At 65.6% G+C, this 17,396-nt stretch carries 16 protein-coding genes and 3 pseudogenes; 12 read left to right on the top strand and 7 right to left on the bottom strand.

All coding sequences use genetic code 11. The features are described 5' to 3' along the window. Positions 1-46 precede the first annotated feature (46 nt). Positions 47-1,873: a bacteriohemerythrin gene (locus tag HALKA_RS0113675; RefSeq protein ID WP_018258524.1), complete on the top strand. Its 1,827-nt coding sequence runs from the start codon at positions 47-49 to the stop codon at positions 1,871-1,873. A 146-nt stretch (positions 1,874-2,019) separates the two neighbouring features. Here HALKA_RS0113675 and HALKA_RS0113680 read toward each other — a convergent pair whose 3' ends face one another. Both HALKA_RS0113680 and HALKA_RS19570 read right to left on the bottom strand, forming a co-directional pair. Next, positions 2,020-2,811 (bottom strand): YihY/virulence factor BrkB family protein, encoded by a 792-nt coding sequence (locus HALKA_RS0113680; RefSeq protein ID WP_018258525.1) that lies wholly within the window; start codon positions 2,809-2,811, stop codon positions 2,020-2,022. A 99-nt stretch (positions 2,812-2,910) separates the two neighbouring features. Next, positions 2,911-3,255: pseudogene (locus HALKA_RS19570) on the bottom strand (IS5/IS1182 family transposase); the annotation flags it as partial. Positions 3,256-3,705: 450 nt separating this feature from the next. Here HALKA_RS19570 and HALKA_RS0113695 point away from each other — a divergent pair. From HALKA_RS0113695 to HALKA_RS0113725, 7 genes and pseudogenes are all read left to right on the top strand, one after another. Continuing rightward, positions 3,706-4,830 (top strand): FecCD family ABC transporter permease, encoded by a 1,125-nt coding sequence (locus tag HALKA_RS0113695; RefSeq protein ID WP_018258529.1) that lies wholly within the window; start codon positions 3,706-3,708, stop codon positions 4,828-4,830. Position 4,831: 1 nt separating this feature from the next. After that, a complete protein-coding gene (locus HALKA_RS0113700; RefSeq protein ID WP_018258530.1) occupies positions 4,832-5,782 on the top strand; it encodes an ABC transporter ATP-binding protein in 951 nt (316 codons plus the stop codon). Between the two features lie 89 nt (positions 5,783-5,871). Then, positions 5,872-6,140: pseudogene (locus HALKA_RS21040) on the top strand (ATP-binding cassette domain-containing protein); the annotation flags it as partial. A gap of 84 nt (positions 6,141-6,224) precedes the next feature. Further along, positions 6,225-6,731, top strand: a complete 507-nt coding sequence (locus tag HALKA_RS21045; RefSeq protein WP_155119411.1) for a substrate-binding domain-containing protein — start codon at positions 6,225-6,227, stop codon at positions 6,729-6,731. Positions 6,732-6,734: 3 nt separating this feature from the next. Then, a pseudogene (locus tag HALKA_RS21050) lies at positions 6,735-6,875 on the top strand (FAD-dependent oxidoreductase); the annotation flags it as partial. Positions 6,876-7,041: 166 nt separating this feature from the next. Beyond that, positions 7,042-8,085 carry a zinc-dependent alcohol dehydrogenase family protein gene (locus HALKA_RS0113720; RefSeq protein ID WP_018258533.1) on the top strand — a complete coding sequence of 348 codons (1,044 nt, stop codon included), beginning with the start codon at positions 7,042-7,044 and terminating at the stop codon, positions 8,083-8,085. A 55-nt stretch (positions 8,086-8,140) separates the two neighbouring features. Then, positions 8,141-8,440 (top strand): hypothetical protein, encoded by a 300-nt coding sequence (locus tag HALKA_RS0113725; RefSeq protein ID WP_018258534.1) that lies wholly within the window; start codon positions 8,141-8,143, stop codon positions 8,438-8,440. 107 nt (positions 8,441-8,547) lie between these two features. Here HALKA_RS0113725 and HALKA_RS0113730 read toward each other — a convergent pair whose 3' ends face one another. Next, on the bottom strand, positions 8,548-9,807 hold the full coding sequence (locus HALKA_RS0113730; RefSeq protein WP_018258535.1) for an HAD family hydrolase: 1,260 nt from the start codon (positions 9,805-9,807) through the stop codon (positions 8,548-8,550). 72 nt (positions 9,808-9,879) lie between these two features. Beyond that, positions 9,880-10,533: a halocyanin domain-containing protein gene (locus HALKA_RS0113735; protein WP_018258536.1), complete on the bottom strand. Its 654-nt coding sequence runs from the start codon at positions 10,531-10,533 to the stop codon at positions 9,880-9,882. A 773-nt stretch (positions 10,534-11,306) separates the two neighbouring features. On the opposite strand from HALKA_RS0113735, the gene HALKA_RS0113740 reads away from it, so the two are divergent. Further along, positions 11,307-11,645 carry a hypothetical protein gene (locus tag HALKA_RS0113740; RefSeq protein ID WP_018258537.1) on the top strand — a complete coding sequence of 113 codons (339 nt, stop codon included), beginning with the start codon at positions 11,307-11,309 and terminating at the stop codon, positions 11,643-11,645. 13 nt (positions 11,646-11,658) lie between these two features. Here HALKA_RS0113740 and HALKA_RS0113745 read toward each other — a convergent pair whose 3' ends face one another. Next, entirely contained in the window at positions 11,659-11,973 is a 315-nt protein-coding gene (locus HALKA_RS0113745) for a DUF6199 family natural product biosynthesis protein (RefSeq protein WP_015763385.1), read from the bottom strand. A 170-nt stretch (positions 11,974-12,143) separates the two neighbouring features. Next, positions 12,144-13,913 carry a MutS-related protein gene (locus HALKA_RS0113750; protein ID WP_018258538.1) on the bottom strand — a complete coding sequence of 590 codons (1,770 nt, stop codon included), beginning with the start codon at positions 13,911-13,913 and terminating at the stop codon, positions 12,144-12,146. A gap of 135 nt (positions 13,914-14,048) precedes the next feature. Between HALKA_RS0113750 and HALKA_RS0113755 the strand changes: the two genes are divergently transcribed. From HALKA_RS0113755 to HALKA_RS0113765, 3 genes are read left to right on the top strand one after another with little or no spacing between them, the layout of a single operon-like run. Further along, positions 14,049-14,735, top strand: coding sequence for a hypothetical protein (locus HALKA_RS0113755; protein ID WP_018258539.1), 687 nt, complete (start codon positions 14,049-14,051; stop codon positions 14,733-14,735). 3 nt (positions 14,736-14,738) lie between these two features. Then, entirely contained in the window at positions 14,739-16,328 is a 1,590-nt protein-coding gene (locus HALKA_RS0113760) for a spermidine synthase (protein WP_018258540.1), read from the top strand. Between the two features lie 2 nt (positions 16,329-16,330). Next, positions 16,331-16,798 (top strand): DUF2617 family protein, encoded by a 468-nt coding sequence (locus HALKA_RS0113765; protein WP_018258541.1) that lies wholly within the window; start codon positions 16,331-16,333, stop codon positions 16,796-16,798. Here HALKA_RS0113765 and HALKA_RS0113770 read toward each other — a convergent pair whose 3' ends face one another. Further along, entirely contained in the window at positions 16,799-17,395 is a 597-nt protein-coding gene (locus HALKA_RS0113770; protein ID WP_018258542.1) for a DUF8108 domain-containing protein, read from the bottom strand. Position 17,396: the final 1 nt, after the last annotated feature.

Here is a 17,396-nt window from a genome sequence, read left to right on the forward strand (position 1 = left end):
AGAACCGGAGGGGGTGCTTTTGAGGATGCTGGGGGCAGCCCAGAGTATGCAACTAGAGTCCGAGGACGCGTTCGCCCGGTGGGACGACGAGCGCTACAGCACACAGATCGACCGCTTCGACGAACAGCACAAGCGGCTGTTCGGCCTGCTGAACGATCTCCACACGGCCATGGACGAGGGCCACTCACAGGACGAGATCGGTGACATCCTCCGAGAGCTCGAACGGTACACCGAGTACCACTTCGGCGACGAGGAGGAGTTCATGCAGGACTGTGGCTACGCGATGGACTGTGCCGACTGTTTCTACGACCACCGCGAGATGCACGAGGAGTTCGCGTCGACGGTCGGCGACTTTCGCGAGCGTCACGAGGACGGCGAGTACGTCACGATGGAGGTCCTCACCTTCCTCCGAGACTGGCTCGACAGCCACATCGCCGCGGGTGACGAGGACCAGCGCTACGGCGAGTACTACCAGACGGACGTCGACGAGACCTACGAGTACACGCCCGGAACGCTCCGGCAGCGTCGCCGCTCGGAGTCACCCCCCGAGACGACCGACGATCAGCCGACGACGACGGTCTCCGTGGAAGAAGCGGTCTTAGACGGCGGCGAGCTGTCCGTTCCCGCCGGGCCGATCGCGTCGTGGTTCGAACAGGTGGCGACGACACACGGGGACCGTGTGGCGACGGTCGAACACGGCGGCGACGAGCGGACGGAACGGAGCTTCGAGTCGCTGTACGAGCGTGCGACGACGGTCGCTGGCGGGCTACTGGAGACGGAGCTCACGCCGGGCGACCGGCTGGCGATCGACCTCGAATCGAACGGCGAGTCGCTGCTCTTCGACCTCGCCAGCCACCTCGCCGGGCTCGTCTCCGTCCCGCTGTATCCCTCGTTCGACGACGAACAGCTGCGATCGATCGTCACGACCGCCGACATCGACGGGTTCGCGTCACCCGATGACCCGCCTTCGGCCGTCGAGCGGGCAGTCGACGTGGTCGTCGACACGGAGCCGCTGCCGGCGTCGTCACAGCGCTCCCTGCCGGGGTTGAATCGCCGCGGGACCGATCTCGCGACGATCGTCTATCAGGTCCCCGCAGACGACGAGCCGACCGGCGTCGCGTTGACCCACCGGAACCTCCGGGCGGCCATCGCGGCACTGAGCGACGCGCTCCCACTGGACCCCGGTGCGACGGGGACCGCGCTCCTGCCGGTCGCACACGTCTACCAGCGCGTCGGGGCCTACTACCTCTGGGACGCCGGGGCCACCGTCGCGTACACCGACCAGGCCAGCAGTGTCGAGGCACTGCCGGCACTCGGCCCGGAGGTACTGATCGGCGTCCCCAAACTGTACCAGCAGCTGTACGGCGAGCTTCAGGACCGGATCGGCACCTTCGGCTGGGCCAAGCGCAAGGTAGCCGGGAGCGTCACTGGGTACGGGCGCGACGTGATCGACGGCAGCGGCACGCCGCTGAAGTACGCGGCAGCGGAACGACTGGCCTACCGGCCGTTGCGCCAGGCGTTCGGGCTCGACGATCTGACCTACGCACTGTCGAGCACCGGTCGCCTCGACGATCACCTCCTCGATTTCTTCCACGGCCTCGGTGTCCCCCTGTGTGAACTGTCCGGGACCGTCGAGACGAGCGCCGTCGGAACGATCAACGGCCCCGACGACTTCGAGCGCGACAGTGTCGGGGAGGCACTGCCCGGCGTTACCGTCGGGCTCTCGGCCGACAGCGATGTCCTGATCGACGGTCCGACAGTCATGGACGGCTACTGCGACGATCCCGAGGCGACCGAGCGGGCAGTACACGACGGCTGGTTCCGCATCGACGACGGCTCGGTCGAAGGCAGTGATCTCGGGCTCCAGGAGTGATACTGCCGGCTGTAACTTCGTGAAGATCTTCGCCACCCCGGGGTGGCGAAATCGTTCACAGATTTACAGCCGATAGTATGAACGACGCCCCGACACCGGGCCACAGGTTCCCGCGAGGATCGCAGACGGAACGAGGGAGACGCCAGCTACCCGGCCGGCACCGACGAGGAATCGATCCCGGCTTCCCGCAAGACGACGTTGACGACGACGCCGATCAGGACGACGATGCTCGCGAAGTACAGCCACGTGACGAACAGCAGGACGGCCCCGAGGATACCGTAGGCAGCGTACTGCCCGGCGTTGGCCGCGTAGACGCGAAATCCGAGCTGGAGCAGGACCCACCCGCCAGCAGCGATCACCGCGCCGGGGAGAATCTCTCGCAGCGACACGTCGACCGGCGGCAGAACGTAGTAGATCGGCAGGAAGGCGAGGGTGATGACGACGACGAGCGCGACGGTCCCGAAGACGTTGACGAGCGGGAGTTCCCAGGGCTGGATCGAGAGCGCGATACCGACGAGGACCGCGGTCCCGACCGCGAGTGCGACGCCGACGACGACGACCAGTCCGTTCCGCAACTGCTGGAGGAGCGACGTGTGGACCTCGGCGGCGTACACTTCGTCGAACGCCTGATCGAGTCCGCGAAAGAGCTTCAGTCCGCTCCAGAGCAACACCAGGAAGCCGACCAGCGAGGCCGTCCCCCGCCCGGCGGTCTCGGTGAGCGCACCCGCCACGAGCTCCTGGCCCGACGCCGAGAGCATCCGGCCCAGCACTGCGACGACCCGGTCTGCGAACGCCTGGCCGCCGAGCGTCGAGGCGACGGCGATCGCAAGGAGCAGCAGGGGAACGATAGACACGAACGCGTAGTAGGCGATGCCCGCCGCGAGGAACGTAACGTTCCGGTCGCGAGCGAGCGTGACAACCGAACGAACGATCGACATACGTCGCGTAGAGCGGGCACCCGGTTGAATGCGGCGGTGGCTCCGCGTCGATCTTGAGGGTGTTCGAGAGTGCCGTGTTGAATAGCTGCTGAGTCACGGTTACAGCGGTTCACACACCAGTTCTATGTTGGTGATGGCAAGCATCAGGACAATTTCACGGAACTGCCGATACCAGCCCAGCGCTCGCACGGCATCGTCGAGCGAGCGCTTCGTTGTCGAATCGGACGTTTCGGCCATCCACCGCCGAGCGTAGCCATTTGCTCGATTAAGCGCGTTGTTCGCAGCTGCTTTCGCTGATGAACCACGGTAGTGAACAAGGTACTCAACGTCGTGTGCGGCGATTTCGTACTCGAAATGCCAGTCTTGGAAGCCGTTATCGGCGGCGACGGACTGCAGGTCGTCCGCGTTTCGGCGGACGACCTGCGGTCCGGTCTTCGTATTGTGAATCCTTAGACTTGTGGTCGGGCTGCCGGGACGCTGGGGCTATTAGCGTGCGTCGACGGTGAGACCGTGACCGTACCCGCCGAGATCGATGTTGATGGGGACGAGGCCGCCGAGTCCGTCGGCCCGAGACTCGCGCTTCTCCGGGGCACACAGACAGAGCACAGTCGATAGACCCGACGACGTTGGAACACTCGACTCGATCTGGAGTGGAACTGAGGTGGTCGTCGACGCGATGACGACGCCCGACACTGATGGGTGTCCGCACTGTGGACTCGCGGTTCCGGAAGGCGCGCCACTGATGTGTCCGCGGTGTGGCGCACCGCGCTAACCGAATATTTTGGCTGGCCTAAAGTTCGTAAACCTTTAGAAGGATTAGGCGAGACTAAAGCGCATGCTGAGAGACGACGACGAGAGCGCCGTCGACGGCCTCGTAGAGGCGGGGAGACACCGATGAGCGGCGAACCCGTCACCGGAACTGAACAGTCGAGCGGCACCCGCGACACCCGTCGATTCGTCTGGTTGCTTGACCCGAAACTCGTGACGACCGCGATCGGTAGTCTTGTCGTCATCGTCCTCGCCGGGCTCGTCCAAGTGAGCTTCGGTGCGTACACGATGAGTATCGGCCAGGCGTGGGCAGCCGTGTTCAACCCCGACGTGATCTTTAACCAGCAGGCGTGGCACGCGTTCCTGTTGGGCGGGGAGATGCCGGAGATGGGCAAGGAGAGCCTCATCGTCTGGAACATTCGCTTACCCCGAGTATTCGTCGGGGCTATCGTCGGGATGAATCTCGGCGTCTCTGGTGCGATCTTCCAAGCGATCACTCGCAACGAACTGGCGAGCCCGTTCATTCTCGGCGTCTCCTCGGGTGCGGGACTGATGATCCTGCTCGTGCTCGTCGTCTTCGGCGGGCTGGCGGCCTTCCTGCCTCTCATCGCCGCCGTCGGCGGCGCAGTCGCCTTTTTGATCGTCTACGCTATCGCCTGGAAGAACGGCACGTCGCCGGTCAGGCTCGTCCTCGCGGGCGTGATCGTCGGGACCGTCTTCGGCAGCGTCCAGACGGGGCTGTTCTTCTTCGCCGACGACATCGGCATCGTCCAGTCGGCGATCGCGTGGACGACTGGGTCACTGACGGGGACCGACTGGGAGCAGGTGCGGATGGCGCTGCCGTGGTCGATCGTCGCGATCCTGCTGGCGATCACCGGCGCGCGGCAGTGTAACGTGATGCTGCTCGGCGAGCAGACCGCGAAGTCGCTCGGGATGTCGATCGAGAAGGTGCGGTTCGCGCTCTCGGGCGTGGCCGTGCTTGCCGCTGCGGCGTCGATCGCCGTCGCCGGTATCGTCGGCTTCGTCGGGCTGATCGTCCCGCACATGGTGCGAAACCTCGTCGGTAGCGACTACAAGAAGGTGATCGTCGGCTGTCTGTTCGTGGGCCCCGCGCTGATGGTCGGCGCTGACGTGGGCGCGCGGCTCGCGCTCAACCCGGTCCAGATCCCGGTCGGGATCGTCACCGGGCTGGTCGGCGGGCCGTACTTCCTGTACCTGATGCGAAAGAAGCAGAACATGGGGGAGATCTGAGATGGCACGCAACACTACCGAGACACGGCAGCGGAACGGCAGCGAGGAAGCGGTCTCGAACGAGTCGGCCGCCGACGCTATCGACTCGAAGCAGGCGAGCGAGCTCTCGGGAGAGGATCTCGTCCTCAGATACCCCTCGATGGACGAGCCAGTGATCGACGGCGAGCGGCTCGTCGCGACGCCAGGAGCGGTCACCGCCTTAGTCGGGCCGAACGGCTCCGGCAAGAGCACGCTGTTGAAGGGGCTCGCCAAGCAGCTCACGCCCGACGAGGGGACGGTACTTTTGAACGGCCGCGACGTTCACTCGATGGGAACGAAGGAGCTGGCTCGCAAGCTCGGGCTGCTCTCCCAGGAGAGCACGTCGCCGGAGTCGATCACGGTTGAGGACCTCGTCTACCACGGCCGATATCCCCACCGGGGATTCTTCGAGACCACCACCGAGGAGGACAACCGCGCGGTCGACCGGGCGATCGACCTCGCCGGCTGCGGACACCTCCGTGACCGCGAGGTCGGGAGCCTCTCGGGCGGGCAGAAACAGCTCGCGTGGATCGCGATGGTGCTCGCACAGGACACCGACGTGTTACTGCTCGACGAACCAACGACGTTCCTCGACCTTCATCACCAACTCGAAGTGATGGAAATCGTCGAGACGCTGCGTGACGAGAGCGACATCACGGTCGTGGTCGTCCTCCACGACATCGAGCAGGCAGCCCGGCTCGCCGACGAGATGGTCGCACTCAAGGACGGCGCGATCCGGGCGCGCGGGACCCCCGAAGAGGTCGTCACCGAGGAGCTGCTCGCGGACGTGTTCGAGATCGACGCCGAAGTCGATGTCATCGAGCGCGGGCCGCGGGTCACCCCGCTTCGGGCGCGGCACGACGATATCGACCGAGAAGGCGGCGACGCCGAAGAGGCCGAGGGCTCTCCGCCGGAGGTACTCGAAGCCGAGTGATGGGTGGCGAGTTCGAGGCGTTCGAGACGGAGCTGGACGCCTACCGCGACCGCGTCGAAAACACGTCGAACCCGGTCGCGCTCGACAGCGTCGACGGCCACGACGTGCGCGACATGGCGCTTTCGGACCTCCGGGAATCGATCGGCTACGTCAGTCAAGACACGTTCCTCTTCGACGGGACCGTCGCCGAGAACATCTGCTACGGCCGGTTCGACGCGCGGATGGCGGACGTCAAGGAGGCCGCGAAAGCGGCGGAGGCCCACGAGTTCATCGAGGGGCTCTCGGAGAGATACGAGACGCGCGTCGGTGAGCATGGCGTGACGCTCTCGGGGGGCAGCGCCAGCGGATCGCGCTGGCGTGGGTCATCCGTCGAGGCAGGGGAGATCGACGACCTGCCCGAGGAGTTCGTCGAGCGGGCTTCCCGTGGACATGCCAGCGCACAGTGGATTTTAGGCGGGGGCTAACAGAGGGAATATTTATCCGGTCGGCTTCGACGGAGAATGAATTAGGACAGTCGAAGCACTTCCGAGACATTGAAGCCGTCAACGCATTCGAAATTTCCGAGCAGACCGACTACGAGGGGCTTCTACAAGCCGATCCCGACGTAATCATTATTCAGGGAGCTCTAGAATACACCGGAAATCTTGTCTCCGACGAGAACGGTGAAGCAGTATTTGATCTCGACCAATTCCGCAAAAATTATGTTCTGCCAATGGAAGATAATTCGGTCGGTCAAAAGGTGACTGCTGTTCAGGAAAACAGGATCGAGCCAGGCGGAGTGAGTCGACAGGGACCGTTGACGAATCTCTACAATACGGAGATACTTGCTCAGCAGGTATATCCCAAGCAGTTTGGAGAGTTTGATCCAGAAAATCCGTTCGACAGTGCTGAGGAACACCAGCTATTTGATCGAGAACGCGTCCGAGACATTATCAACGGCGACCTCTGACCCATGAGCACCGTTCGATCGGATGTGGTCGTCGTCGGTGGCGGCGTCGCCGGGCTCTCGGCAGCGACGTTCACCGCCCGCCACGGCCTCGACACGCTCGTCGTCGACTCCGGAGAGTCGATCGAAAGTCAATGCACACCCGATCGCACGACAGCAGTGCGATCGGTGTGTAAATCGTTTCTGAAACGGCTCAGAGAGTCATTTGCGGAACGAAGACACGGAAAGGACCTGGGACGAACGCTCGTTCTCACAGCCGGCTTCGGCGGACGTAGGCGTCCCACTTTAGGGCCTCGTCGCCGTGCGAGTACACATGCGTGCTGCCATCTACGACGGACCAGGCGAGATCAGTGTCGAGGAGGTACCGCGGCCGGAGATCGAAGACCCCGGCGACGCCATCGTCCGCGTGACACACACCGCGGTCTGTGGCTCGGACCTCTGGTTCTACCGCGGGGAGAGCGACCGCGAGGCGGGCTCGCGCGTCGGTCACGAGCCGATGGGGATCGTCGAGGCCGTGGGCGACGACGTCGACAGCGTCCGGCCGGGCGATCGCGTGTTCGCGCCCTTCGTCGTCAGCTGTGGCTACTGCGAGTACTGCCGTCGCGGACTCCACACCTCCTGTGTCAACGGCGACAGCTGGGGCGGGGACAACGGCGGCGCGCAGGGCGAGTACGTCCGGTCGCCCCACGCCGACGGGACGCTGGTCCGCGTCCCGGATCGGTACGCCGACGACGAGGACGTGCTCGAATCCGTGCTCCCGCTGACCGACGTGCTGGGGACGGGCCACCACGCGGCGGTCAGTGCGGGCGTCGACGCGGGCGACACCTGCGTGGTCGTCGGAGACGGTGCGGTCGGGCTCTGTGGCGTCCTGGCGGCGCGACGGCTCGGGGCGTCACGGATCGTCGCCGTCGGACACCATCCCGATCGGCTGGCGCTGGCCGCCGAGTTCGGGGCGACCGAGACGGTGCTGGGCGGCGACGGCACCGACGTCGTCGATCGCGTGCGCGAACTGACCTACGGCGGTGCCGAGCACGTGCTCGAATGCGTGGGTGCCGCCAGCGCGATGGAGCAGGCCGTCGAGGTCTGTCGGCCGGGCGGGACCGTCGGCTACGTCGGCGTCCCCCACGGCGTCGACGACGCCGGTGTGCCGATCTTCGACATGTTCGGCGACAACATCGCCCTCAGAGGAGGCGTTGCACCGGTACGGGCGTACGCCGACGACCTGCTCGAAGACGTGCTCGGCGGGACGCTCGATCCGTCGCCGATCTTCACCGAGACCGTCTCCCTGGAGGAGATCGCCGCGGGCTATCGGGCGATGGACGAACGCGACGCGATCAAAGTGCTCGTCGAGCCCTGACCGCGAGCGAGGAGACGGGCCGGAGATTTTTCAGGCGTCGCGGCGAGGACGAGGTATGACAGACGACCGCGATCCGGAGGCGACGCTCGAACAGTGGCAAGCGGAGATGCGGGCCGAACACGAGAAGGCGATCGAGAATCCCGATCCCGACGCCGATCATCGCATCGAGGGCGTCACGCAGGTGAACTACCGGCTCTACTACGACTACGACCCGGAAGAGGGGCTCCAGCGCGCCCGGACGGTCGAAGTCGACGAGCTCACCGATCCGGAGCTGCGCTCGTGTTCCTGTGGCGTCCGCGGGATGACGCCCGAGGAGGCGCTGGCACACGTCGAGGCCGCACACTCCGAGTCCTGACCGTTCGGGTGGCTTTCGCCGCGCTCATACGGACGGTTGTAGGCGTTTACCCAGTCGACCGCACGACGGCGTGCGGTCGATCTGGTAAAGACCTACAACTTTCCGTATCACGCGTCCGCGTCGTCGCGGCTCGTGACGAGTCGGTTCAGGCCGTAGACGACCGCCAGCACCGCAGCGGCGTCGCCCGCGTCGAAGAGGAGTTCGTTCGTCCGGACGACGTGATCGAGCACGTCCCGCGAGGCGTGTTCCGGCGCGGCGGCGATGCCGGCGTCGTCTCGTTCGAGCCACTCCATGACCCGGAGGTCGCTCTTGCTGTCGCCCATCACGAGCGCGAACGGATCGTCGATGTCGAGTACGTCGAATGCAGCCCGGACCCCGGCCGGCTTGTCGAGTTCGAGGCTGACGATCTCCGCGGCGTCACCTTCGTAGTATCCCAGGTCGATGCGGTCGAACAGCGACCGGAGGGCGGGCGGCATCTCGTCGGGGCTGGCTTCCTGTCCCTCGCCCGCGTCTTCGACGACCGCGCGGATCTCGGGATCGGACGCGTAGTACGCCCGCGCCCAGTCGCCGGGCTCGTCCACGTCGGCGTCGACCTCGCTCGCGACCGTCTCGCCGAGGAGATCGAGCAGGTACAGCAGGCCGTCGTCGATGATCTCGACCGCCTTGCGGGTGCCGTTCTCGGCGTTTGGCTTCAGCGTGACGTTGAACTCGTTGCCCTGGAGGTGACAGCCTCGCGCGATGGCGTCGGGGGCGTCGGCGAGGATCCGCGAACGCACGGTGTCGAAGACGTTCGTGATCGACTCGTCCAGCGATTCGTACAGCAGCCGCTTGGTCTGGCTGCCGTGGCGGGGCGTGAACACGCCGTTGCCCGACTCGTAGACGATGCTCACGTCTCCCGAGTGGACGAAGGCGTTGCCGAGCCCCTGGATGAGGAATCCCTTGACGTTCTCCAGTGTCTGGCCGGTACAGACGACGATCGGAATGCCGTCCTCGTGGAGGAGATCGAGGAGGTGGAGCGTCTCTCGGGGGATCTCGTTGTCGGTCGTCCCGGCGCTGCGCAGCGTCTCGTCGACGTCGAGTACGAGCGCGTTGATCGGCCGGCCGTACTCGGTCGCCAGATCCAGCGCGGTAAAGGCCTGATCCCGGTCGAGGTACGCCGCGATCGCCGCGTAGCGCTCGCCGGTCGTCGGGTACGCCTCCCGGATCTCGCGCTTTCGCTCGTCCAGTTCGTCGCTGGCGTCCTGCCAGTGGTCCAGTGCGACTCGCGAGTCGACCGGCGGAAAGAGGTCGACGAACTCCTGATAGGCCCGCAGCGACGCCGTATCGAAGTCGTCGTAGAGTCGGTAGAGTCTGTCGTACTGCTTCATACGCGAGCGTCGAGCGGGAAGCAGATAACGGTGGCTGCTGGCCGCGGGGACCGCGCCCGCCCGGTCGTGCGATCAGTCGCCAGAGCGTGGGCGACCGCCGGAGCCCGGCTCGTCCGTTCCCCGTCGTCGGAGGAACGCGGCCAGTCCGAGCGGGGAGAGGAACGCGATCAGCAGCGAGATGCCGAGGGCGCTGGCACCCGGTGAGAACGGGTCGCCACCCGAGCCACCAGAGCTACCGCCGCTTTCGCCACCGCCTCCGTCGCCGCTGGCACCGGAACTGGCTTCGGAGACCACGACGGCACCCTTCATCCCCATCGAGCGGTGAGGCGTACAGGCGTATTTGTCGGTGCCAGCTTCCTCGAACGTGTACTCGAACGTGTAGCCGCTCTCCTTGGTGAGTTCGCTCTCGAACGTGCCGTCTTCCGCGACGACGTTGTGCGAGCCGCCGCTACCGGTCCACTCCCAGACGACCGTCGTTCCCGGCGACACCTCGACGGCCGCCGGATCGAACCCGAAGGCACCGCCGTTAGCGTCTGAACCAACGGAGACCGTCACTTCGTCGCTGCCAGTCTCGTCGACCACGCCGTCGTAGTTGCCCACGTTGTCGAACCAGCCCCCGAAGTCAGGCCCGTCGGACTGCGCGACCGCGGGGCGGGCGGCGGCCGCGACGGTGAGCCCGGCCGCGCCCTGTAGCAGGCGTCGGCGAGTCACGTCGGCGTCGGTCATCGAACACCACCCCCGACGACGAACGCGGCTCTCGTGGTCCTCGCCCAGTCTCCGTGTCGAACGTCTCGTACCATATATCGAGGGTAGTGACTCCGACACATAAGTCGGCCAGCGGCTTTTCAATCGCCGGGAACGCTCTATCTATTTATACACCCTCAATATCGACCGTCTCTCCGTGTCGTCCGGTGCGGTACCACGACCCGTGACAGCGTATACCATTTATGATAAAGATTTAATATATGTCCGCCTGTAGGAAGTGCCACGAACGACGAACCACGGTGTTCCGAATGCTCAATCTGCCCACAACTACCACGCTCGCACGCCTCGCCGGCTGCGAGTCCGCCGCAAATCCCGGGGCAGCGATCCGGGCGCTGCGGTCCCCTATTCCGGTGGCGCTGGGCGATCGCGTGGACACCTGGGATCGTCGGCCCGCATCGATCGCCGCGTAGGCGACCGGCGCGGGCCACGGTTCTGGACTCTCCACGGTCGCGACGGGCGGTCCCGTCCGTGACCCGCGCTCTCGTCTCACAGTGCTGGACTCCCGTCGACCACCGGTCGGTCTGACGGGCGGGTTCGACCCCCGGTGAGACGCTCAAATCCACGACGCCGCGTCGTGGTGGCACCGCTGTGGTGCCCGACAGTGCGGCGTCGACGACCGCAGGTGCCAGACAGAGGCATCGCTGGCGTTCGACGCCGGAAGATGGATCACCGCTTCGCTGGTCGGTACCAGGCGGCCCCTGGCCGCTTCCGCGTTCGACTCGCGGCGGAGCGCTATGTCGCTGACAGCGACACCCACGGTCGATGCAACGGCCAGCGTCTCACTGCGCGTCCCGCGCGGTGAGTCCGGAGACCTCGAAACCGGTGCCGCGGCGGTACTCGCCGGTGTCGACGCCGTCGACGCGGTGACGATCGACCGTGTCACTGGTGTCGACCCGACCTGGACCGACATCCGCGTCGACGTGAGCGTCGCGCTAACTGCGACAATCGACGGCGATGACCGCGCGTCGACGCTCCAGACCGAACTCGAAGACGGCTTCGGCGTCGTCGCCGTCGACGGGCTGGTCCTGGCAGAGAGCGCCGAAGGCGGTCGCAGAGACGAAACCCCTCAGTGAGAATGAGAGGCCGTCAGTCGTCGGATTCGATGTCGACCTCGATCGGATCGGGCGACTCGCCCGCGTCGGACTCGGCCGTGTCGGCGGACTCGTCGTCGAGCTGCGACACCGACAGCAGCCCGGCGAGGCCGGCGGTCAGCATGCCGACTCCGGCGACGCGAGTCGCTCTGACGTACCAGGCCTTGGGCTCCAGGTCACCGGGATTCTCGAACCCAGAGAGCGTCAGGCGCGAGTTCAGCTCGATCGCCTGCTTCGGCAGGAGCGACGCCAACAGTCCCTGAACGACGAGCCACGCGTACGTTACCGGCAGCAGCTTTTGGATTGCCATCACCGACAGTTGTGCCCCCTGCCTTGTCAATATCCCGCTGTGCCGGTCGTCGTCGAACCCTCTGGTTAGTGCCGCTGGCACAGCATCTCATACGGGTTATTGTAGCCGTTTACCCGTTCAACCGCAAGACAGCGTGCGGTCGATCCGGTAAAGATCTACAACAATCCGTATCAGTCGTCGCTGTCGCCCTCGGACCAGCGGGCGTCAGAGAGGGTTCGCTGGACGGCCTCCTCGCCGACGGCCTGCGCCAGCGTCTCGAAGCCGGTGCGTTCGACCGGATCGGCGGCGTTTGCGACCAGTCGGGAGACGATGAACTCCGGCGTCGACTTGCCGACCGTCTCGAAACGCGGCTGGTAGTCGACTTCGAGATCGAGGTCCGGCGACAGCCCCTCGGCGAAGATTCCGTCGGTCCGTGCGGCCTCGGGGAGCGGCTCCAGATCGTCCGCGAGGTGCGTGACGAACACGCCGAGCGCGTCGCGCTCGACGGTCAGGGTCACCAGCCCGTGCAGGAGGTTGGCGGCGCTGCCCGGTTCCGTGATCGCCTCGAACTCGTCGACCAGCATCAGCGTCCGCCCGGCGTCGGTCAGCGGCGGAACCACGGATCGGAGTGTCGACTCCAGGACGCCCGCGTTGAACGACGCGTGACGGCGGTGGAAGACGATCGCGTCGACGAGCCCCACTTCGGCGTCCTCGGCCGGCACGGGCAGCCCCATCTGGGCCAGCAGCTGCACCTGACACAGCGTCTCCAGCAGCGTCGTCTTCCCCCCGGAGTTCGCGCCGGTCAGGACGGCGACCCGGTCACCCGTCGGCGGCTCCCGGCCCGCGGGGAGGTCGTGGTCTCCGACGGCGTAGGTCACCGGCTGTACGTCGTCCCCGGCGTCCTGCAGTGCGAGGTTGCGCGCGCCACGGACGGCGATAGTCTCCCGGTCCGCGACGAACGTCGGACGGCCGAGGTCGTACGCTAGCGCGAAGCGTGCCAGCGAGACGTACAGCGCGGCGTCGTCGACGGCCTCGACGGCCGCGTCGACGGTCTCGCGGGCGGCCGCGAGGTCCTCCTCCAGGGTCGCGGCGACGGTCGCTTCGCGTTCGTCTACCGCACTGCGGAGATCGCCGGCGAGCGACCGGAGCGCGCTCTCGACGAAGTCCCGTGCGTCGGCGGCCTCCCCCGGGACGGCGTCGCGAACGCGAGCGGCGTCGACGCCGGTCTCGCTGGTCAGGTAGCGAGCCAGCGCGTCCCGAAACTCGTCGGGTCGGCGGGCCTCGGACTGGAGTTCCTCGACGACCGCCGCGGAGGTCGCAGCGAGATCCTCCACCTGTCCGAGCCGCTCGCGGAGTCCGTCGAGTTGGTCGTCCGCCCCGTCGCCGACACGGTCGCCCTCGCCTTGCAGTCCGGCCAGCGCACGTGCCGCGTCGCCGAGTCGGTCCCCGTCAAGTGTCGCGATCGGCTCGAACACCCCGTCGTCGACGCCGATCTCCTGTAGCGCAAGCGCCGTCCGGACGGCAGACAGCTCGCCCCCGGCGACGCTGTCGTAGCGGTCGAACGCCGCCAGCACGTCGTCTCGCGTCGCCTCGTCGGTGCTGGCCCAGGCGTCGCGCGCGTCCAGGACGGACGAGAGCCGCTCTTCTATGGCCGCCCGGTCAGGTAGCGGCGTCAGCACTCGGATGCGGTCGGCCGCGTGTTCCGTGACCGCGTGCTCCTCGGCGAGGTCCAGCAGCGCCTTGTACACGTCACGGGTGTCGCGGGTCGCCAGCAGATCCATCGCCTCGGCCCCCGTCGCCCGCCTGAGGATCCGCGTCGCTCGACCCCGAGAGAGACCCGCCGTCGTCAGTTCGCGAGTGTCGGCCGATTCGATGGCCGCAACCGCGCGGTCGACCCCCAGTTCCGACGAGAGCAGCGCGCTCGTCTTCGGCCCGATTCCCCAGTATTCCTCCAGTCGCATGTGTGTCCCCTGTCGGGGGCCGGGTTTAGTCGTTTCTGCCGAGCAGGTCACACCGCCCGCCGGCCGTCACGCCGCTTTGGGCGCGGTGCTTGGCTTTCGCAACTTTCATTGTCCCAAACAGATAGTGGGTGAAATATGCGCCGACGATCGTTCGTCCGCGCGAGTGTCTTTGGCCTCGCCGGAGTTGGTTCCCTCGCGGGCTGTAGCGGCTCCACGTCGACCCCTCCCAGAGAATCAGACGTCTTCGACGAGCTGCGAGTCAGTTCCGGGACGTTAGAGGTACCGCTAGTCGAGGAGCCAGTCGTCGAGTCCCGAGCGGACGTGGAAGCGAGTCTCGACATCGCGGCCAGTGGCCTCTCGATCGTCGGGACGGCACGGGGACAGAAAGGCGGCGGACGGGGCGGCGGTGCGACGGGACGCGGTACTGGCGGCTACGTGACGGCACCGCACGGTCATCACGGTCGAGCGATCTACCACGGAGACGACGACGACGACGAGTGGCGCGACGACCACCGTGACGAGATCGAGCAGTACCAGGCCGCACACCAGCGAGTGGGGCTCGCGTATCTCGGATCCGACGATCAGTACTCCGACGATCCGCCGGGCCCAGGTCCCGTCGACTGGGACGAAACCTGGTCCGATCCCGGCAAGCAGACCCTGACCTACGAGAACGTTCGCCCCGGATGGTTCCGTGCCGGGTCCAAGCTCGAAGCCGAGCGAGGGACGCACGACTTCGGCTGGGAAGCGATCGACTTCGAGGTCACCGAGGAGGGGGGAGGCTACCAGATCGAGAACCCGTGGAAAGTGTCACCGCGCCTGTAACGCGTGCTCTCACAGTTCCGTTCGTCGCTGCGGTCCGATCGAGCGCTCCTGCTCGGCCTGACGCTGGTCGTTGCCTTCTGTAGCATCGTCTACGAACTGATCTACTCGGAGATGCTGCGGGTCCTCTTTGGCGGCACAGTCCTACGCTACTCGATCACGATCGGTCTGTACCTGTTCTCGCTGGGGATCGGTGCCTTCCTGTACAACTACGTCGGCGAAGCGGAGACGAACTTCTTCAGGATCGAGGTGCTGCTTGCCGTCGTCGGACCGCTGGGGCTACTGGTGATGATCCTGCTCAACAGCGTTCCAGACGTGCGGTTCCCGGCGAAAGACACCGCTATTCTCGTCGCCTCTCACCTGCCGATTATCGCAGTCGGCGTGCTTTCCGGACTGGAGATTCCGTTCCTGTCCTCGATGGTGACCAGCGAGCGGTCCGCGTTCAGCGAGGTGCTGGGCGTGGACTACTTCGGAAGCCTCGTCGGGACAGTGGTCTACGCGCTCTTCCTCTACCCGTCGATGGGGCTGATCACCGCAATCGTCGTTCTGGGGCTGCTCAACGCCGTCGCAGCGCTGTCGTTTGCAGTACGGTTCACCGAGAGCAGCAAGGCACTGCTGCTGGTCGGTCTCCTCCTTACCGGTACGTACGTCGGTGTGCTGGCGAACGAGCAGCAGGTCGAGGACTCGCTGACCGACCTCTACGTCGAAGGGGCGATCGAGAGCGACTATCCGCCCGGCACGGCGTCGATCGACGTGACCGAACGCCACACCACCAGGTATCAGGACGCCGTTCTGTACGAGCGGCAACTCAGTGATCTTCCCGGCACCGATACGTGTTTGCGGCTCGATATGGCTGTCCAGCTCTGTGACCGGTGGGTCGAGTCCTACCACGAGGGACTGGTCGACGTGCCGATGTCGCAGTTCGAGAACGGGTCCGAGACGCGCGTCCTGTTGATCGGTGGCGGTGACTGGATCGCCGTCGATCACCTCCGAGAGTACGGTGTCACCGTCGACCACGTCGACATCGACGGGGAGTTCATGAACTACACGAGAGATCACCGGTTCTTCGAGCAGTACCACGACGACGCCTACGAGTACGACCGACTGACGACACACGTCGCAGACGCCCGGACGTACCTCCGTTCGACCGATCGACGGTACGATCTGATATTGCTCGATCTGCCGGGTGCGCGTTCCGACGACGCACTGCCGCTGTACTCGACCGAATTCTACACCCAGTTACGACAGCACGTGGCCGACGACGGGATGGTGGCGACGTGGGTGTACTCTCGTTACAGGTTTACGAGCCACCACATGGCCTACGCCAACACTGTCCGAGAGGCCGGCTTTCGTGGCTACGCCGACTACAGCACCTACGACGACTTCGATCGGGACGGACAGTTAGAGCGTGGAGAACGGTTCTACTTGCTCTCTCCGAGCCCGAACGAGGAGCTAACGCTCGACACAGCACGGAACGCTCGAACGGAACGGGTGGAGTCCGCCTACGAACGCCGGGAGTGGCGCGCGATCGATCGCTATCGGGGTGTCGAACCGAACAGCATCTTCGATCCCAACTACGACATCGTCATCGGCTAAATATGAACCACGAACTGCTTCACTTTGGATACGAACTCACGGATCCGGACCGACTGAACGTCTACGACGAGACGACGGTGACCGTCGACGGCGTCGATTTCGCCGCTGCCGTCATCGGTAGCTCTCACTGTGTTCGTGCCCGGTCGCTCGGGTTCGCAGAGATCGCGTCCTGCGACGAGCGAACCGTCACTGGTAGTCGAGCGATCGACCTCCGCCGACGGGACTCGGCGACCGTCGCGTACGACACCGAACAGGTCGCGTGTACGACGGAGATCCGTGTCGACTCGATCGAACGCTTCCCGACAACGCGATCGTTCGATCTGCGCTACGACTTCTCTGACCGCGCGGTAACCGCCGTCGACGCGGTCGACGGTGGCTACGAGACGTGGCACACGTACCCGGAACACGACTGCGCCGTCTTTACCGAAACCCTGTTCGAGCGACTCGGGAGACGGCCGGAAACGGGATGATCAGCGGAAGATCTCGCGTCGCTCCGCTTCGGTGAGTTCCACGTCTTCGTCGGGGACGTGGGGTGTACACTCCGGACACTCGTCCGACCCCGTTCGTTCGCCGAGCGTGACGGTGAACCCGAACACGGAGAGTACCGTCTCTTCGTGTCGTCTGACGATCGTCTCGGCGTCGCGGCCGCAGTTGTGACAGAACTCTCGCTCGGTGGCGTTGGTCTGGTAGGACACCATCGTATAGTCGAACAACCCGAGGTCCGCGTACGCCTCCGCCCGGTCGGTTCGTACGAGGTCGGGGCCGCTCTGTGCCTCGCCGTGACGATCGATCGAGTTCGCCACGCCTTCGTCGCCCTGGATCTCCAGGTCGAGCGACCGGGCGATCGAGACACTGTTTCGGTCACCGTCGATACTGAGACGTACCGTGCTACCGCTCCCGCGTGCCGTGACCGAGTTCCGTTCGCCACCGACAGTCAGGACGACGTCGTCGGTCGCAGTGAACTCGACCGATCCGCGCTCGCTCTCGACGGAGACCGTGCCACTAACCTCCCCCAGTGACCGGGATTTGCGCGTCCCGACGACCCGTAGCTCGGAGTTTTCGGCCATC

Origin of the sequence: Halomicrobium katesii DSM 19301, assembly GCF_000379085.1 — an archaeon.
Lineage (GTDB): Archaea > Halobacteriota > Halobacteria > Halobacteriales > Haloarculaceae > Halomicrobium > Halomicrobium katesii.

Coding starts and splice junctions, on each gene's coding strand:
- HALKA_RS0113675 (WP_018258524.1), top strand. CDS start 47: ATGCAACTAGAGTCCGAGGACGCGTTCGCCCGGTGGGACGACGAGCGC.
- HALKA_RS0113680 (WP_018258525.1), bottom strand. CDS start 2,811: ATGTCGATCGTTCGTTCGGTTGTCACGCTCGCTCGCGACCGGAACGTT.
- HALKA_RS0113695 (WP_018258529.1), top strand. CDS start 3,706: ATGAGCGGCGAACCCGTCACCGGAACTGAACAGTCGAGCGGCACCCGC.
- HALKA_RS0113700 (WP_018258530.1), top strand. CDS start 4,832: ATGGCACGCAACACTACCGAGACACGGCAGCGGAACGGCAGCGAGGAA.
- HALKA_RS0113720 (WP_018258533.1), top strand. CDS start 7,042: ATGCGTGCTGCCATCTACGACGGACCAGGCGAGATCAGTGTCGAGGAG.
- HALKA_RS0113725 (WP_018258534.1), top strand. CDS start 8,141: ATGACAGACGACCGCGATCCGGAGGCGACGCTCGAACAGTGGCAAGCG.
- HALKA_RS0113730 (WP_018258535.1), bottom strand. CDS start 9,807: ATGAAGCAGTACGACAGACTCTACCGACTCTACGACGACTTCGATACG.
- HALKA_RS0113735 (WP_018258536.1), bottom strand. CDS start 10,533: ATGACCGACGCCGACGTGACTCGCCGACGCCTGCTACAGGGCGCGGCC.
- HALKA_RS0113740 (WP_018258537.1), top strand. CDS start 11,307: ATGTCGCTGACAGCGACACCCACGGTCGATGCAACGGCCAGCGTCTCA.
- HALKA_RS0113745 (WP_015763385.1), bottom strand. CDS start 11,973: ATGGCAATCCAAAAGCTGCTGCCGGTAACGTACGCGTGGCTCGTCGTT.
- HALKA_RS0113750 (WP_018258538.1), bottom strand. CDS start 13,913: ATGCGACTGGAGGAATACTGGGGAATCGGGCCGAAGACGAGCGCGCTG.
- HALKA_RS0113755 (WP_018258539.1), top strand. CDS start 14,049: ATGCGCCGACGATCGTTCGTCCGCGCGAGTGTCTTTGGCCTCGCCGGA.
- HALKA_RS0113765 (WP_018258541.1), top strand. CDS start 16,331: ATGAACCACGAACTGCTTCACTTTGGATACGAACTCACGGATCCGGAC.
- HALKA_RS0113770 (WP_018258542.1), bottom strand. CDS start 17,395: ATGGCCGAAAACTCCGAGCTACGGGTCGTCGGGACGCGCAAATCCCGG.